This window comes from Jiella marina, assembly GCF_024359545.1.
GTDB lineage: Bacteria > Pseudomonadota > Alphaproteobacteria > Rhizobiales > Rhizobiaceae > Jiella.
In genome coordinates this window covers 266,923-281,814 of record NZ_JAKQZG010000004.1, presented here as the reverse complement: position 1 = coordinate 281,814, position 14,892 = coordinate 266,923, and the positions used below count along the sequence as shown (strand labels likewise).

Sequence of the window (14,892 nt, the reverse complement as noted above, 5' to 3'; positions counted from 1 at the left end):
AGGTCGGGTAATATCATGGACGCGCTGACGCTTCTCGGCTTTGGCGAGACCGGCTGGGGCGACGACATCGCCGCCGGTGTGGTCGTCACCGCCTCCCTGTCGCTTGCCACCCTGCCCATCGGCCTCGTCTTCGGTTTCCTGCTCGCACTGGCCAAGCAGTCAAACGATCGGCTGCTCAATCTCTCGGCCAACATCTTCACCACGATCTTTCGCGGGCTGCCGGAACTGCTCACGCTGTTTCTGGTCTATTTCGGCGTCAACAGCGCACTGAATTCATTGACCACGGCGACCGGACTGCCCGACATCGCGCTGTCGAGCTTTGTCTCCGGCATGGTCGCGCTGGGAGTCGTCTTCGCAGCCTTCGCGAGCGAGGTCTTCCTCTCGGCCTTCCGCGCCATCCCTCATGGCCAGCGCGAAGGCGGGCTGGCGCTCGGGCTGGGGCGTTTCAAGGTCATGCTGCTCGTCATCCTGCCGCAGCTGATCAAGATTGCGCTTCCCGGGCTGGCCAATCTCTGGATGAACCTCCTTAAGGATACGGCGCTCGTCTCGGTCATCGGGCTTTCCGACATTCTGCGGCAATCGCAGATCGCCGCCCGCGTCTCGCGCGAGCCGTTCCTGTTCTTCGGCACGGCGATCGTCCTCTACCTTCTCCTGACGATCCTCTCCTCCTTTGCAATCGGCGGCATCGATCGCTGGACCAAGCGCGGGGAGGTGGCGAAATGAGCGAGGCCACGCTCGCGCCCGAGAAGGCGCCCCCCGCCCTGCGCGCCAAGCCGAAGCTCGGGGGCATCATCGCCATCTCGGTCTGGATCGCCGTGGCGGTCGCCTTCCTGATCTATTTCGTCCGCGCCTTCGACGTTTCCCTGATCGAGCGCTTCGGCGCCGACTATCTGTCCGGCCTCTGGATCACGGTGTCCCTCGTCACGGTCTCCTTCGTCTGCGGGGCGGTCATTTCCCTGCCGATCGCGCTGGGACGCATGTCCACCAATCCGGCTTCGCGTAGCGCCACCTTCGCCTTCGTCTATTTCTATCGCGGCACGCCGCTGATCGCCCAGATCTTCCTCGTCTATTACGGCTTCGGCCAGTTCCGTGGCTTCTTCGAAACGATCGGGCTGTGGTGGTTCTTCCGGGAGGCCTGGTATTGCGGGCTGTTCGCGCTGGCAATGAACACGGCGGCCTATCAGGCGGAAATCCTGCGCGGCGCGATCCAGAGCGTGCCCAAGGGCCAGTGGGAGGGCGGGCGGTCCCTCGGCCTGCCGCGCGGGGTGATCTTCTTCAAGGTCGTCATGCCCCAGGCGATGATCGTGGCGCTGCGCCCTTACGCCAACGAGATCATCCTGATGATCAAGGCCTCGGCGATCGTGGCAATCATCACCGTCTACGACCTCTTCGGCGAAACCCGCCAAGCCTATTCGCGCACCTACGACTTCCAGACTTATGTCTGGGCCGCGATCCTTTACCTCGCCCTCGTCGAGGCCCTGCGCCATGCGACGAACTGGGCCGAAGGGCGGCTGACCCGGCATTTGAAGCGGTAGCAACTTGAGGCAATCTCAGATTTGATATAATAATGGCGTGGAAAGTCGAATTGTCCTTGGAGGCGGAAGCCGAGTTTCGAGCCCTCCCTGCGGATTTGAAGGGTAAGTTCGTCTTCATCGGCCGCCTACTCGAGCAAGCTTCGCCAATGAACGTCGGCATGCCCTATGTCCGCCCCCTGGAAAGCAAGCTTTGGGAGATGCGGCTCAAGGGGAAGGACGGGATCGCAAGGGCGGTCTATTTCCTCGCAACCGAGCAGCGTGTCCTCGTGGTCCGAATTTTTCAGAAGAAGACCCAGAAGACACCCAGGGCGGAAATCGAGCTTGCGCTGAAAAGAATGAAAGAGGCGACATGAACCCCACGCGCACCGTCTCTCTCGACGAACTGGCCCGCGAATTCCTCGCCGATCCCGAGGTCAAGGCCGCCTATGACGAGATGGCGAACGAGTTCGCCGTCGCGAAGGCGCTGATCGCGGCGCGGAGCGAAGCCAAGCTTTCGCAGAAGGACGTCGCAGAGCGAATGAAGACATCGCAGTCGGCCGTGGCGCGCATGGAAAGCGGGCGGCAGTCAGTCTCGACCGGCTCGATCCAGCGCTATGCCACCGCCGTCGGCCGGCCGATCACCATCGAAATCAGGCCCCTGCCCGCGAGGGAGCCATCCGCCGCGGTGTGACGATCTCGGCAGCGCTTCGGCACAAGGCAAAGCGACAGATTCCCTCGCCCGTCACCGCAGCGCACCGGACTTCGGTGCAGACGACCTCAGGAGCCACGAGCACACGGTAAAGCCGTTCGAAGACCGCCGCATGCCACACGCAGAGCGGCGCGGTGCCCGCCTCGCCGCGGATCAGAGGATTGTCGGCGATCTCGAACAGCCAGGGAGTGATCGCACGGAACTGTCCGGAGCCGGCAAAGGTCCAGGCGTTGCGGGAAATCGCCCGGGAGAGCCCGCGCGCTGCCAGACCGGGAGGAAGCCATTTGAGGACGCTCTGCGCGGGGGCCGGAATGCGGTTGGCCAGGATATAGTCCGCCGTGCGCCGGCCGGCCTCGGTGGCGATCTCGCCGGCCCGGTCTGGCATCTCGATGCGAAGCTGACGGAACAGACGGGCCGCGTCGGATTCGGGGATCATGGCTGTGCCGTCGGGCACCGCTTCGATCCCGGCTCGCGCCAGCATCCTGTGGACAGCCTCGGCGCCCTGCCGCTTCTCGATCGCTGGCAGCAATTGCAGGATGGCGTTGGGCCCGATCAGTCCGGCCGGCCCGCTCATGCGGGGGCACCTTCCTCCATCTGACGGGTCCCTCCGCCGCAGGCGCGGATCTCGGAACGCTCCTTCATCTGGGTGCGCACGGCATCGCGACGTTCTGCTGCCTTCGCCGCGCGGTCGGCTGCGGCTTCCCAATCCTCGAGCTGCGCCTCGGCGAGCTGCCGCGTCTCGTCGAAATGGAAATCGACGGTCTTCTTGGTCTGCGGGCCCCAATAGCCGGATTTTCCGAGATCGTAGAAGGTCCGGCGGAAACCGGCGCGCAGGAAGGCATAGAGGCAGCCCAGGAGATAGCGACGGCGGAAGCCGGTGCCACGCCAAGGGTAATGGAACAAGGCCTTCCCCATGTAGAAGCGCCGATAATTGTTCATCACCCCATCGAGCAGTTCCCCACGCTCCATCGCCTTGGGCTTCATGATCGGCGTGACGAAATTGTATTTCGAGAAGTCGAAGATCTCGACCCGGTCCTTCAGTTCCTGAAACAGCGGGGTGTAGGGCCAGGGCGTGTACATGGACCAGTTGGCGAGATCCGGCTGCCAGTCCCACGCCATGCGGTAGGTCTCTTCGAGCGTTTCGGGCGTCTCGTTGTCGAGCCCGACGATGAACTGCGCCTCGACCAGAATGCCGGCCTCGCGCAACAGGCGGATCGCGGTGCGGTTCTCGTCGACCTTGGTTTCCTTGTTGAACTGGTCGAGCTTCAGCTGCGCCGCCGCCTCCGTTCCGAGGCTCACATGGACGAGACCGGCCTTGCGATAGAACTTCAGCAGGTCGCGGTCGCGATAGATGTCGGTGACGCGGGTGTTGATGCCCCATTTCACTTTCTTCGGCAGGCCCCGGGCGATCAGCTCGTCGCAGAAGGCGACGAACTTCTTCTTGTTGATGGTCGGTTCCTCGTCGGCGAGGATGAAAAAGCCGACGCCATGGTTCGTCACCAGATCCTCGATCTCGTCGACCACGTCTTTCGGGTCGCGGACGCGGTAGTCCCGCCAGAACTTCCATTGCGAGCAGAAGGAGCAGGTGAAGGGGCAGCCGCGGGCGAGGTTGGGAATGGCGACGCGGGTATTCAGCGGCAGGTAGATGTACTTCTTCCACTCAAGGATCGACCAGTCGGGCTTGATCGCCGACAGGTCCTGAACCGTCCGCGCCGCAGCCGTGGCGACGATCTCCTCGCCGTCGCGAAAGGCGAGGCCCTTGATCTTGCGCCGGTCCGCCGGCCAGCGCCCGTCGCGAATCGCGCTCATCAGCTCGGTGCAAATCTCCTCGCCCTCGCCGCGCACGATCACGTCGACCCAGGGCGCCTCGCTCAGAACCTGGTTGAACATGAAGGTCGCATGGACACCGCCGAGCACGCGCACGGCCTTCGGCACCACCTCAGACGCGATCCTGAGAACCTCTTCGGCGCGGTAGATCGACGGCGTGATCGCCGTGACGCCGACCACGTCCGGCTGGATCTCCTTCATCCGCTCCGCAAGAGCGGCCTCCGAAAGATTATCGGTCATGGTGTCGATGAAATGGATGTCGTCGAAGCCGGCCCGACGCAGATGCCCCGTGAGATAGGCCACCCAGGCAGGCGGCCAGGTGCCTGCGATCTCGGCGCCGCCGGAGCGGTAGTTCGGATGGACGAACAGAATGCGCATCGCGTTTTCTCCACCTGTGAAATCGAAGATTGACACCATTCGTGTCCAATTTCTTTGACACAAATCAAATGGAGAGGTGCGGTGCCGCTTCGATCTGCCGGTTCCCCGCCTCTCGGCCAGGACCGGCAGCCGCAGGAGCGAAAGATCAAGCACACGGAACAAGAGGGGCGTCCTGCGTTCCGCCCCTGCCTCGGGATCTCCGATTGAAAACGCGTGGCCGCCCGTTAGCTTCCCTCGCGAAGCAAGACGAGCGGAGGGGCGCGAAATGGCGAAAGTCGCATTCATCGGACTGGGCGTGATGGGCTATCCGATGGCCGGTCACCTGAAGGACAAGGGCGGTCACGACGTCACCGTCTGGAACCGCACGACCGCCAAGGCGGAGAAATGGTCCGGCCAGTATGGTGGGAGCCACGCCCCGACACCCCGCGAGGCCGCGAGCGGAGCCGATTTCGTCTTCATGTGCGTCGGCAATGACGACGACGTGCGTTCGGTCGTCTATGGCGATGACGGCATCTTCGCCGGCATGACAAGCGGCGCGACGCTGATCGACAACACCACCGCCTCGGCGGAACTCGCCCGCGAACTCGCCGAAGTCGCGAACGACAAGGGTTTCAAATTCATCGACGCCCCGGTTTCAGGCGGTCAGGCAGGGGCCGAGAACGGCGTCCTCACCGTCATGTGCGGCGGCGATCAGGCCGACTTCGATGCCGCAAAGCCGGTGATCGACTGCTACGCCAAGATGGTCGGGCTGATGGGCCCGGCGGGCGCCGGCCAGCTCACCAAGATGATGAACCAGATCTGCATCGCAGGCCTCGTCCAGGGGCTGTCGGAGTCGATCGCCTTCGGCCAGAAGGCCGGCCTCGACATCGAGAAGGTCGTTTCCGTGATCTCCCAGGGCGCCGCCGGATCCTGGCAGATGGAAAACCGCCACAAGACCATGAATGAGGGCCATTACGACCACGGCTTCGCCGTCGAATGGATGCGCAAGGACCTCGGCATCTGCCTCACTGAAGCCAAGCGCAATGGCTCTCGCCTGCCGGTCACCGCATTGGTCGACCAGTTCTATGCCGAAGTCGAGGCGATGGGCGGCAAGCGCTGGGACACGTCGAGCCTCCTGGCGCTGCTCAACCGGTAGCGCCAAACCACCTCATATGATCCCGTCGGCAAGTTCGAGGTCGACGCTGACCGGCCGGTGGTCGCTGGTGTGGTCTTCGGAGCGCTCGAAGACCATGTTTGTGGCGTTGTGCGCGGCGTGTTCGACCCGTCCCGCTTTCGCCGGCACGCGGAGCGGCGAATGATCGAACGCATCGGCTCCGACGACGGCCTGAGTGAACATGATGTGGTCGAGCAGGATCTTCGGATCGCGATAGGGCTCCCAGGCATCCTCGAACCGTACCGTCCAGCGATAGTCCGTCTCCCCGTCGATGCCATAGTCGAACAGGGCGTGATTGAGAAAGCGCCGGGCGAAGAACACGTCTCCCTGCAGATTGGAAAGCAGATCGTGGAAGAGATAGCGGCGCTCGAAATATTCCTTGCCGACGCCGTCGTTCAGATCGCCGAGCAGGAATAGTGCCGGGAACGGCTCGTCCTCGAAACGGCTGTCGATGTAGTAGCGGACATCCTCGGCCTCGGTGGAGATCTTGATCCGCGCCTCGACGGCCTTCTGTTCTGCCGCCGCGATCACCTTCGCTTCGGCCTTGGTCGGATCGCGGCCTTCGAGCAGGAGTTCGCGGCGGATGCGCCCGGCCGGTGCGTAGTCCTCGCCGCTGAATTTCGATTTCAGATGCAGGCCGATGAAGTCGATCCGCTTGCCGCCGATCTGACACACAAGCGTTTGCGGATGTCGGTAATGGAAATGCTCCCGATCGCCAAGATCGGGCGGCAGGGGTTCGCCTTCGCCGTCCTCGGGCTCCGGCTCGCGCGCTTGCGGCTTGTAGTAGGGATGGTTGATCGGCCATTTGCGGCCGTGTTCCCCGGGTTGGGTGGGATCGAACCGACTCTGACGTTCGGTCGCCTCCCACCATTTGGCAATGGGAAGAAGGGTAGGCTGCAGAAGCTCGAGCCGCCGCCGTTTGACGAGGAACCAGATCGCTTGCGCGCCGCGAATGTGATAGGGCTCGCCTTCCGGCCGCAGGATCGGCACGTACTCTCCAGCCAGTTCCTCTTCGCAGAAGGTCTGGAGAAGCTTGGCCTGGCCGGTGCTCGGCCCTTCCTGGATGCAGAGGATGTCCGACCCGATCAGCCGGATCTCCTCGGCAATCCGTTCCTTCTGCAGTGCCTGCAGACGCTTCCCAGCAGCACTGGTCACACGCTGCGCCTCAGTGGAGATTGTCCGATCATAGCCCTTCAAAAGCTGACCGAACCATTCGAGATTCCATGTGGTGAGAATGAGTTTCATGAGCGGCCTCCCACTCGCCCCAGACTCAACTATCGGTTTTGTTCATGACAGAATGGTGACGCGTTGCTCGGTGTCGGCCGTGCGGTCCATCTTGGATTGACCGGGGACAAGCCGGTTAGAGAACCCAGCGAAAGGCGCGGCGCAGTTCCGCTGTGCCGTTCGTCTCGTACCAGCGCCCATGGGCGAGCACGACCTGCTCGGGCGCCCAGGCGATCATCTGCCGGACGGCGTCGCGCAGCGCCGCCTTGTGGCGGGCGAAGGTGAGGCGCATGTCGATCGGCGCCTTGCCGTCCGGATCGGATGCGCCGGCGAGCTTCAGGGCATTGCGCAGAAAGAAGGACTTCACACGCTCGGGCTCGAAATTCTCGATCAGATCGGTGAGGATAAGCGTGCGGCTCTTCCGGTGGAAGAAGACCACCTCGTTGAGGATATCGCCCGTGACGACGACCTGATCGATCGCGCCGCTCCAGGTCGCGGGCGCAGCGCTTTCCAGGTTAAGTCCGTCGGGAAGCGGCCGTTTCGCCTTCTCAGGCAGGCCGGGCGCGTAGTGGACTTCGGCCTCCGGAAAGATCTCCGTCCAATCCGGCACATACCAGTAGTGCAGCGTGTTCGGTGCGATCAGATGCGCCACGGGGCCGAGTTTCTGTACCTTATCCAGGAGCGCGGGCTCGGCGGCGATCGGCGAGTGCAGCCACAGGCCGCCATCGGCAAGACGTACGATCGTCATGCGCGTCGGAAACGGCACGTCGAGGCCGAGATAGCGGAAATCGATGGCGGGTCCGTCGACCAGCCAAAGGTCTTCGGCGACGGGCTTCAGGACGTTGAGCGGCTCGTAGGTGAAGGGCTTGTCGTCGGTTTCCATCATCGCCTTCCCGAGCGCGCCGAATAAGATCCCGCGGCCCTCAGCATCGGTCTCGGCCTCAGGCCTCCCGCGGTTCCTTGTCGAGGACCATGTAGTCGAGCGGCATTTCCGTCGTGTACTTGATCTGCTCCATGGCGAAGGAGGAGGAGACGTCGCGTATCTCGATCTTGGCGATCATCCGCTTGTAGAAGGCGTCATAGGCGGCGATGTCCGGCACGACGACGCGCAGGAGATAGTCGACGTCGCCGCTCATGCGATAGAACTCGATCACCTCCGGGAATTCCTGGATCACCTCGGAGAACCGCTTCAGCCACTCTGTCGAATGGGAATTGGTACGGATCGCGACGAAGACGGTGACCCGGGCGTTGATCTTCTCCGGATCGAGCACGGCCACCCGCCGCCGGATCACGCCCTCTTCTTCGAGCTTCTGGATGCGCCGCCAGCATGGCGTCGTCGAAAGGCCGACACGCTTGGCGATGTCGGCGACGGCGAGCGTCGCATCCTCCTGCATGAGCCGCAGGATTTTCTTGTCGAGGCGATCCATTGCGCGCTCCCGCCTGATCCATGTCTTCCAATTGGTCCGGATAGCGCAGTCCGCGCCGGGAGGGTAGACCAAAGCGATCCTGTCGGCCCTTCAGACGAGCGCGGCGATACGGCGTTTGAGTTCCGGCAGCAGCTCCGCGGCAAACCAGGGATGGCGTTTGAGCCAGGCATTGTTGCGCCAGGAGGGGTGCGGCAATGGCAGAACCGGTGCGTAGCGCCCGCCTTCCTCGAGCACGCTTCGCCAGTCGGCAACCGTCTCTGTCAGGGAGCGCTTGGCGCCGCCTTCGATGTGAAATCGCTGGGCGTAGAGGCCAATCGCCAGCACCAGTTCGACCTGCGGCATGGCCCGCATCACCCGCTCGTGCCAGGTGGCCCGGCATTCCCTGCGCGGCGGCCGGTCGCCGCCCTTGGCATCATAGCCCGGGAAGCAGAAGCCCATCGGCACGATCGCGACGCGTCCAGGATCGTAGAAGGTCTCGGGCCCGATCCCCATCCAGTCGCGAAGCCGGATACCGGAGGGATCGTTGAACGGTTTGGTGGTCTTGTCCGCGAGATTGCCCGGCGCCTGCCCCGCGACGACGATACGTGCAGTACGGGACAGGGCCAAGACCGGGTTCGGCTCGATCGGCAGCGGCGGACCGTCGGGCGCATCCCGGCAGATCCGGCAGGCCCGGATCGTCCGGTGAAGCGCCAGTGCGTCTTCGCCGCCGTGGTCTTCATGGGCTGCTGCAGTGGACATGAGGAAATCGCGAAACGTCAGGCCTTGGCGCTCGGCCGGGCGGCCACTTCTTCGTACCAGCGGCCCAGATGCGAAAGTCCGTCCGGCATGGCGATCTTCGCAGGCTTCATGAAGTCGACGGCGACGAGCCCCGTGATATCGGCGACCGAGAACGTGTCGCCCGCCGCGAAACGGCTCGTGGCAAGATGCTCATCGAAGAATTCGAGGAAAGCGAGCGCCTTCGGGCGGTTCGCCTCGCCCCATGCCGCGATCTGCGGCACTTCCCATTCGGCCATGGCGGGATGGGTATGGCGAAAGGCCGAGGCGACGGCGTTGAAGAGGCCCAATTCCAGTCGCCGATTCCACATCTCGACCCGCGCGATTTCAAGCGGGCTCTGGCCGAACAACGGGGGTTCGGGATGAAGCGCCTCGAAATAGCGGCAGATGGCGATCGATTCGGTGAGGATCGTCCCGTCGTCCAGTTCGAGCACCGGCAGGCGCTTCAGCGGATTGCGGCTGGCGACGGGTTCCTCTCGATGTCCAAGTCCGGCCATGTCGACCGGTTCGAGCGGCACATCGATGCCCTTTTCGGCGAGAAAGATCCGTGTGCGGCGCGGGTTCGGCGCGCGGCCGCCATCGAACAGTCGCATGGCATCTCCTCCCTGCCCCGGCTCCGGGGAAGTTCATCCCGCAGCATCCCGGGTCCGCGCGGCGCAAGGCGCTCTAAGGCGGTCCGGGGGCGGAAAAATCAGAAATTTCCGGTTCCTTAAGGCATTTCTTTAAGGTTCGGGAAACATAGTGGGGCGTGATCCCGCGATGCCAAGCGACCGTGCCGAGTTTCATGTCACTTGCCGACCCGCCAATCTTCAACCAGAGCCTCGTCGCACGCCGAACGGCGTCGGTGCGCGACAGCGATCTCAGAAAGACGATCCGCGAGACGCGTGAGCGGCTTTCGTTCAAGGGCCAGGTCGCGCCGCGCTTCACGCGCGAATTGCTGTCGCAGCACGCGGTTGCCCTGAAGTCTGCGGCCATCATCGTCCCCTTGCCCGTAATGGTGACGGGTTTCGGCCTCGCGCTTTCGATAGGCGTCGTTCATGCCGTGGTCTGGACCGTTTTCGCGCTGGCGAGCTATCTGGCCCTGATCGGCCTGGCCGGCCGCTTTGTGACCACTTCGGTCAGGAAAGAGGCGGTACAGCGCTGGGCCAATCACTTCCTGGTCGTCCATGCTGCGGCCGGTCTGTGCTGGGCCTATTTCGCCTCGCTCTCCTGTTCGAGCTGCCAGCCCTTGCGGTTCGAGATCTTCCAGTTCGCGGTGCTGATCGTGGCCGTGGCCTCGACGGCGATGGTCTCCTTCACGCTTCGAGCGGCCCTGCCCGTCGCCTTCGGCCCGATGGTGGCGGTGCTCGCCTACGGCATGGTGAGCGATCCGAATGCGACGCGGATCGCCATGAGCGGCGTTCTGGCCTGCGCCGTGCCCTTCTTCATCCTGGTCAGTGAACTCCTGCGCCGCACGACCCTGACGAGCTTCATCCACCAGGCCGAGAAGGATGAACTGATCGTCGAGCTCGAGACCGCCCGGGCGATTTCCGACGAAGCACGGCGCCGCGCCGAGGAAGCCAACCGCGCCAAGTCACAGTTTCTGGCAACGATGAGCCACGAACTCAGGACACCGCTCAACGCGATCCTCGGCTTTTCCGAGGTGATGAGCAACGAGATGCTGGGCCCGCTCGGCAGCCCCAGCTACCGGGAATATGTCGACGACATCCATGCTTCCGGTCAGCACCTTCTCGGCTTGATCAACGAAATCCTCGACCTGTCGCGGATCGAGGCCGGTCGCTACGCCCTGAACGAAGAAGCCGTCGAACTCGTCTCGATCGCCAGGGATTGCCTCGCCATCGTCCGCATTCGCGCGGAAAAGAAGGAACTCCAGCTCGAGGGCCGGTTCGAGCAGGACCTGCCGGCACTGTGGGCGGACGAGCGAGCCGTGCGCCAGATCATCCTCAACCTTCTTTCCAATGCAGTGAAGTTCACGCCGTTCAAAGGCAGCATCGTCTTGAGCGTCGGCTGGACGGCCGGCGGCGGCCAGTACGTTTCGGTCCGCGACGACGGGCCGGGAATCCCGAAGGAGGAGATCCCGCTGGTCCTGTCCTCCTTCGGCCAGGGCTCCACCGCCATCAAGAGCGCCGAACAGGGCACCGGTCTCGGCCTGCCAATCGTGCAGGCGCTCGTGAAGCTGCACAATGGCGACTTCCGCCTCATCTCCAAACTGCGTCAGGGAACGGAAGCGATCGCCACCTTCCCGCAGAGCCGTGTCCTGGAGGTCATGCCCGCCTTCGACGAAACCAGCGAACTGGCATGAATTCCGGCAGCTTGCAGCGGCTCGGGCGAGACGCCATATCCATGATCATCAAAGACGATCCCGCAACGAAAGCACGCTTGGTCGAACCTCTTTCATGACCATCGAGAGTCCCTGCAATCAGATCTGCACTCTCGATCCTCGGACGGGGTTCTGCATCGGCTGCGGCCGGACGGGCGAGGAGATCGCCGGCTGGATCGCCTACCGGCCGGACGAGCGTCGTGCGATCATGGCCCGGCTTCCGGACCGGCTGAACGACCTTCAAGCCGGTCAGCCCAAACAGGGCGCACCAGCCAGTGGTCGAGCAAGCTCCAAGGACTGACGATGCAACGTGATCTGATCCTTTATTTCGTCCTTGGCGGCATCGCCGTTGCCCTCGTCATTCTCTTCCTCAATCATGGCGGCAGCGTCGGCGGATTCTCCGACGAAGAGTTCGGCAGCCTCACCTATCTGGTCATTCTTGGCGTGGCGATCGGCTCCGGCGTCCTTTTGTCCATGCGCCATCGGCTGGGCGAGATGTTCCGCAACATCGTCATCTGGGTCGGCGTCTTCGTCCTCGTGATCGGCGCCTACGCCTTTCAGCCGGAATTCAACGCCCTCAAGAACCGCTTCTACGCCGTCCTGATGCCCGGCAATCTCGTCTCGGTGGAAAGCAGCACAGGCCAACAGCGCTACATGGCGACACGGGCGGCCGACGGGCATTTCTATCTCAACGGCGAGATCGACGGAGCAGCGACCGCCTTCATCGTCGACACCGGCGCCTCGGTGGTCGCGATGGACAGCGAGATGGCGCGTTCGCTCGGCATCGACGTCTCGCAACTTCGGTTCACCAACCGGGTGATGACGGCGAACGGTGTCGCTCGGGCCGCGCCGGTGCGCCTCGATACGGTGACCATCGGCGATATCACCCGGCGCAACGTTCTCGGCGCGGTCACCGAAGGGTCGGGATTGGGCACCGTGCTTCTCGGGATGAGCTTCCTCGACACCCTCACCTCCTACGATTTCCGCGGCGATCGTCTCATCCTGACAGACTGATCGGCGGATCTCGTCAGAGCAGGCTATAGACGAAGCGGGCCGCAACGATCAGCAGGAAACAACCGAAGCCGAGTTCAAGCTGTCGCCGCGACAGGCGATGGGCGAGCCTAGCGCCGAAGGGCACCGCCAGGATCGACGCCGGGGCGATCAGCGCCACTGCGAACAGATTGACGTAACCGAAGCTGAAGGACGGGAGGGCCGGATCGCCCCAGCCACCGAAGACGTAGGCGACGAGGCCGGGCACGGAAATCAGCGCGCCGACCCCGGCGCTCGTCGCGACGGCCTGATGGATCGGACGACCGTAGAGGGTCATGAAGGTGTTGTTCAACACGCCGCCGCCGATCCCCATCAAAGACGACAAAAGGCCGATGACGAATCCGGCCAGCGAACGGCCGGCGACCCCTGGCAGATCGTCGCCAAGCCGGAAGCTGAAGCGGCCGATCACCATCTTCAGCCCCAAGAGAAAGGCGAGCGCGGCGAAGATCAGCCGCAGTTCTTCCGATGAGGCCATGGCGGCAAGGAGCGCGCCGAGAACCGCGCCCAGGGGAATCGCCAGCAGCCATTGCTTCAGCAATTGCCGGTCGACGGCATCACGTTCGAGGTGGGATCTCAGCGAGCGCAGCGAGGTCGGCACGATGATCGCGATCGATGAGCCGACCGCGAGGTGCATCGACACCTGATGGCTGACACCGAGCGCTTCGAAGGTCTGGTAGAGCACGGGCACGAAGATCGCCCCGCCGCCGATACCGAACAGCCCGGCGAGGAAGCCGGCCGCAGCCGCAGCGATCAGAAGCGTCGGCAGGAGGGTGAGAAGGCTGGCGCCGTCGATCATGCTCATGGCGCGACGTCTAATCAGCTTTCGCCCGCGGCGTCTCGGATTATTTCGCCTTGCTTACCGAGGGGCCAATCCTGCGGGCGATTTGTCCCCGTCTTCTCAGGAGGCGGGCTCGACAGTCGCTTCCGCCCGGCGTGCGACCGACGCTGGAAGCCTGATCTCGAAGCGCGTGCCGGGCTGATCGCACTCGGCGAGCGTGATCTCGCCTCCATGGGCCTCGACGATCTCCGCCGCGATGGCGAGCCCGAGGCCTGTGCCGCCACTACGGGCCGAACCGCGAAACGCCTTGAACAGGTTCTCTCGCGCCTTGTCCGGCAGGCCGGGGCCAGTATCCTCGACGAAGACGACGATGTGGCCCTCCTGCCCCCCCTGCGCGCTCTCGGAGACCGTTCCAACCCGCACTTCGCGAAGCGCCGCGCCGTGTTCGTCCACCTGCTCGTTCAGCGCCTCCAGGGCGTTGCGGCACAGATTCGACAGGAGCCGGTGGAATTGATCGGGATCGACCATGAGGAGCAGATCGGACGGCACCGAATTGATGAAATCGATGCGAACGGTCGGATCGATCGCCAGCGTCTCGCAGACGTCCTCGACGAGCAGGCGAAGGCGAACCTCGCGCCGTTTGGGTGCGCTTTCCACCGCCCGGCCATAGGCCAGCACCGACTGGGTGTAGGCAAGCGCCCGGTCGAGACTGCGCAGGAGCAGCGGCGCGAAGCGCTGGACCTGCGGGTCGTCGATCGTCGCCAACCGGTCCGAGATCATCTGTGTCGAGGCGAGGACATTGCGCAGATCGTGATTGATCTTGGAGACGGCGAGACCGAGATCGGCGAGATGGCGCTGCTCGCGTAACGTGTCGGCGAGACGCGTCTGCATGTCAGCGAGTTGAACTTCCGCAATTCCGATTTCGTCATCCCGGTCGCTCGGCCGGATGATGCGGTCTCGGTCCGCGGGATTGGCGGCGAAGCGAACCATCGACCCGGTCATGTGCTCGATCGGCCGAACGAGAAAGCGGCTGATTGCCGTATAGACGAGGAGCGCCGCGAACAGAGCGACCGACAGCGACAGAAGGAAGATGTTGCGCGAATAGGTGAGCATCGCCATGCGCAGGGGACGCTCCGACATCACGACTTCGGCCGAGACCGAGCCGTCACCCACCGGCCCGAAGACGCGCATGATGCGATCCCCGCCGAAGATCAGGGTGTCGAAGGCCCCCGCTATCATCGACCACGGCGTCTCGGTCTCGAGATCGACCTGGATTTCCGTCATCCCGATCGTTTCGGCGCGGGCCAGCAGACGCGAGGAATCCGCGTCATTGATCGCGATGAGATAGGCGTCGAGCGCGGCGAGCAGCGCCGTCTCCTGATCGGGGCCCAGCACCGAGCCGGTCTCGGAACTGATCTCCTCGGACGCGAGGCCCGCCACGGCGACGGTCTCGATCTTGCCCGACAACCAGTCATGGCGGAACTTCGAGATAGAGGGAACGAAGATCAGCACTTCCGCGAGCATGACCGCGAGAGCCGTCAGCAGGAGCAGGCGCGTGGACAGACGGCGCTTCACGCGCAGCGCGGGATCGCCCCGCGTCACGTCGTCAACGCTTTGCCCTGAACGTCCGGCCGTGTCCAACACCGTCCCACCAATTCCCCAAGGGTCACTCTAGAGCAGTCCGAGAACATGTGGGAACTGCTACCGGCCGAGAAAAACCGCTCGATCGAAAGACCGT

Annotated in this window: 17 protein-coding genes; 8 read left to right on the top strand and 9 right to left on the bottom strand. The window is 63.8% G+C overall.

The window, feature by feature from the left end; translation table 11 throughout:
- Window positions 1–15 precede the first annotated feature (15 nt).
- From MF134_RS09695 to MF134_RS09680, 4 genes are read left to right on the top strand one after another with little or no spacing between them, the layout of a single operon-like run.
- A complete protein-coding gene (locus MF134_RS09695; RefSeq protein ID WP_255339235.1) occupies window positions 16–723 on the top strand; it encodes an ABC transporter permease in 708 nt (235 codons plus the stop codon).
- Window positions 720–1,535: an ABC transporter permease gene (locus MF134_RS09690; protein ID WP_255339234.1), complete on the top strand. Its 816-nt coding sequence runs from the start codon at window positions 720–722 to the stop codon at window positions 1,533–1,535. Before MF134_RS09695 ends, MF134_RS09690 begins: the two co-directional genes overlap by 4 nt.
- Window positions 1,536–1,591: 56 nt before the next feature.
- The gene (locus MF134_RS09685; RefSeq protein WP_255339233.1) at window positions 1,592–1,888 is read left to right on the top strand and encodes a type II toxin-antitoxin system RelE/ParE family toxin; all 297 of its coding nucleotides are present in this window, start codon (window positions 1,592–1,594) and stop codon (window positions 1,886–1,888) included.
- Window positions 1,885–2,205 carry a helix-turn-helix domain-containing protein gene (locus tag MF134_RS09680; RefSeq protein WP_255339232.1) on the top strand — a complete coding sequence of 107 codons (321 nt, stop codon included), beginning with the start codon at window positions 1,885–1,887 and terminating at the stop codon, window positions 2,203–2,205. The genes MF134_RS09685 and MF134_RS09680 overlap by 4 nt, the downstream gene beginning before the upstream one ends.
- On the opposite strand, the gene bchJ is transcribed toward MF134_RS09680, so the two are convergent.
- Together bchJ and bchE are read right to left on the bottom strand one after the other, a co-directional pair.
- On the bottom strand, window positions 2,165–2,797 hold the full coding sequence (bchJ, locus tag MF134_RS09675) for a bacteriochlorophyll 4-vinyl reductase (protein WP_255339231.1): 633 nt from the start codon (window positions 2,795–2,797) through the stop codon (window positions 2,165–2,167). The genes MF134_RS09680 and bchJ overlap by 41 nt on opposite strands.
- Entirely contained in the window at window positions 2,794–4,428 is a 1,635-nt protein-coding gene (gene bchE / locus MF134_RS09670) for a magnesium-protoporphyrin IX monomethyl ester anaerobic oxidative cyclase (protein WP_255339230.1), read from the bottom strand. Before bchE ends, bchJ begins: the two co-directional genes overlap by 4 nt.
- Window positions 4,429–4,693: 265 nt before the next feature.
- Between bchE and MF134_RS09665 the strand changes: the two genes are divergently transcribed.
- Entirely contained in the window at window positions 4,694–5,563 is an 870-nt protein-coding gene (locus MF134_RS09665) for an NAD(P)-dependent oxidoreductase (RefSeq protein WP_255339229.1), read from the top strand.
- A 12-nt stretch (window positions 5,564–5,575) separates the two neighbouring features.
- On the opposite strand, the gene MF134_RS09660 is transcribed toward MF134_RS09665, so the two are convergent.
- The 5 genes from MF134_RS09660 to MF134_RS09640 form a co-directional block, all read right to left on the bottom strand.
- Window positions 5,576–6,826 carry a hypothetical protein gene (locus tag MF134_RS09660; RefSeq protein WP_255339228.1) on the bottom strand — a complete coding sequence of 417 codons (1,251 nt, stop codon included), beginning with the start codon at window positions 6,824–6,826 and terminating at the stop codon, window positions 5,576–5,578.
- 115 nt (window positions 6,827–6,941) lie between these two features.
- Window positions 6,942–7,691, bottom strand: a complete 750-nt coding sequence (locus MF134_RS09655; RefSeq protein ID WP_255339227.1) for a DUF4336 domain-containing protein — start codon at window positions 7,689–7,691, stop codon at window positions 6,942–6,944.
- Window positions 7,692–7,746: 55 nt separating this feature from the next.
- The gene (locus MF134_RS09650) at window positions 7,747–8,232 is read right to left on the bottom strand and encodes an Lrp/AsnC family transcriptional regulator (RefSeq protein WP_255339226.1); all 486 of its coding nucleotides are present in this window, start codon (window positions 8,230–8,232) and stop codon (window positions 7,747–7,749) included.
- 90 nt (window positions 8,233–8,322) lie between these two features.
- A complete protein-coding gene (locus tag MF134_RS09645; protein WP_255339225.1) occupies window positions 8,323–8,970 on the bottom strand; it encodes a uracil-DNA glycosylase family protein in 648 nt (215 codons plus the stop codon).
- 17 nt (window positions 8,971–8,987) lie between these two features.
- Window positions 8,988–9,599, bottom strand: a complete 612-nt coding sequence (locus MF134_RS09640) for a glutathione S-transferase (protein ID WP_255339224.1) — start codon at window positions 9,597–9,599, stop codon at window positions 8,988–8,990.
- Between the two features lie 191 nt (window positions 9,600–9,790).
- Between MF134_RS09640 and MF134_RS09635 the strand changes: the two genes are divergently transcribed.
- The 3 genes from MF134_RS09635 to MF134_RS09625 all read left to right on the top strand — a co-directional run bounded on the left by MF134_RS09635 (window position 9,791) and on the right by MF134_RS09625 (window position 12,340).
- The gene (locus tag MF134_RS09635; protein WP_255339223.1) at window positions 9,791–11,308 is read left to right on the top strand and encodes a sensor histidine kinase; all 1,518 of its coding nucleotides are present in this window, start codon (window positions 9,791–9,793) and stop codon (window positions 11,306–11,308) included.
- A gap of 94 nt (window positions 11,309–11,402) precedes the next feature.
- Window positions 11,403–11,627 (top strand): DUF1289 domain-containing protein, encoded by a 225-nt coding sequence (locus MF134_RS09630; protein WP_255339222.1) that lies wholly within the window; start codon window positions 11,403–11,405, stop codon window positions 11,625–11,627.
- Between the two features lie 2 nt (window positions 11,628–11,629).
- Complete coding sequence (locus MF134_RS09625; RefSeq protein ID WP_255339221.1) at window positions 11,630–12,340, top strand: retropepsin-like aspartic protease family protein; 711 nt, start codon at window positions 11,630–11,632, stop codon at window positions 12,338–12,340.
- A gap of 13 nt (window positions 12,341–12,353) precedes the next feature.
- Here MF134_RS09625 and MF134_RS09620 read toward each other — a convergent pair whose 3' ends face one another.
- Entirely contained in the window at window positions 12,354–13,172 is an 819-nt protein-coding gene (locus tag MF134_RS09620) for a sulfite exporter TauE/SafE family protein (protein WP_255339346.1), read from the bottom strand.
- Window positions 13,173–13,274: 102 nt separating this feature from the next.
- Window positions 13,275–14,798 carry a sensor histidine kinase gene (locus MF134_RS09615; RefSeq protein WP_255339220.1) on the bottom strand — a complete coding sequence of 508 codons (1,524 nt, stop codon included), beginning with the start codon at window positions 14,796–14,798 and terminating at the stop codon, window positions 13,275–13,277.
- Window positions 14,799–14,892 lie beyond the last annotated feature (94 nt).

Bases quoted from the DNA above. Each gene is read 5' to 3' on its own strand.
- bchE (WP_255339230.1), bottom strand. From the start codon at position 4,428: ATGCGCATTCTGTTCGTCCATCCGAACTACCGCTCCGGCGGCGCCGAG.
- MF134_RS09660 (WP_255339228.1), bottom strand. From the start codon at position 6,826: ATGAAACTCATTCTCACCACATGGAATCTCGAATGGTTCGGTCAGCTT.
- MF134_RS09695 (WP_255339235.1), top strand. From the start codon at position 16: ATGGACGCGCTGACGCTTCTCGGCTTTGGCGAGACCGGCTGGGGCGAC.
- MF134_RS09625 (WP_255339221.1), top strand. From the start codon at position 11,630: ATGCAACGTGATCTGATCCTTTATTTCGTCCTTGGCGGCATCGCCGTT.
- MF134_RS09665 (WP_255339229.1), top strand. From the start codon at position 4,694: ATGGCGAAAGTCGCATTCATCGGACTGGGCGTGATGGGCTATCCGATG.
- MF134_RS09640 (WP_255339224.1), bottom strand. From the start codon at position 9,599: ATGCGACTGTTCGATGGCGGCCGCGCGCCGAACCCGCGCCGCACACGG.
- MF134_RS09635 (WP_255339223.1), top strand. From the start codon at position 9,791: ATGTCACTTGCCGACCCGCCAATCTTCAACCAGAGCCTCGTCGCACGC.
- MF134_RS09690 (WP_255339234.1), top strand. From the start codon at position 720: ATGAGCGAGGCCACGCTCGCGCCCGAGAAGGCGCCCCCCGCCCTGCGC.
- MF134_RS09680 (WP_255339232.1), top strand. From the start codon at position 1,885: ATGAACCCCACGCGCACCGTCTCTCTCGACGAACTGGCCCGCGAATTC.
- MF134_RS09650 (WP_255339226.1), bottom strand. From the start codon at position 8,232: ATGGATCGCCTCGACAAGAAAATCCTGCGGCTCATGCAGGAGGATGCG.
- MF134_RS09630 (WP_255339222.1), top strand. From the start codon at position 11,403: ATGACCATCGAGAGTCCCTGCAATCAGATCTGCACTCTCGATCCTCGG.
- MF134_RS09655 (WP_255339227.1), bottom strand. From the start codon at position 7,691: ATGATGGAAACCGACGACAAGCCCTTCACCTACGAGCCGCTCAACGTC.
- MF134_RS09645 (WP_255339225.1), bottom strand. From the start codon at position 8,970: ATGTCCACTGCAGCAGCCCATGAAGACCACGGCGGCGAAGACGCACTG.
- bchJ (WP_255339231.1), bottom strand. From the start codon at position 2,797: ATGAGCGGGCCGGCCGGACTGATCGGGCCCAACGCCATCCTGCAATTG.
- MF134_RS09620 (WP_255339346.1), bottom strand. From the start codon at position 13,172: ATGATCGACGGCGCCAGCCTTCTCACCCTCCTGCCGACGCTTCTGATC.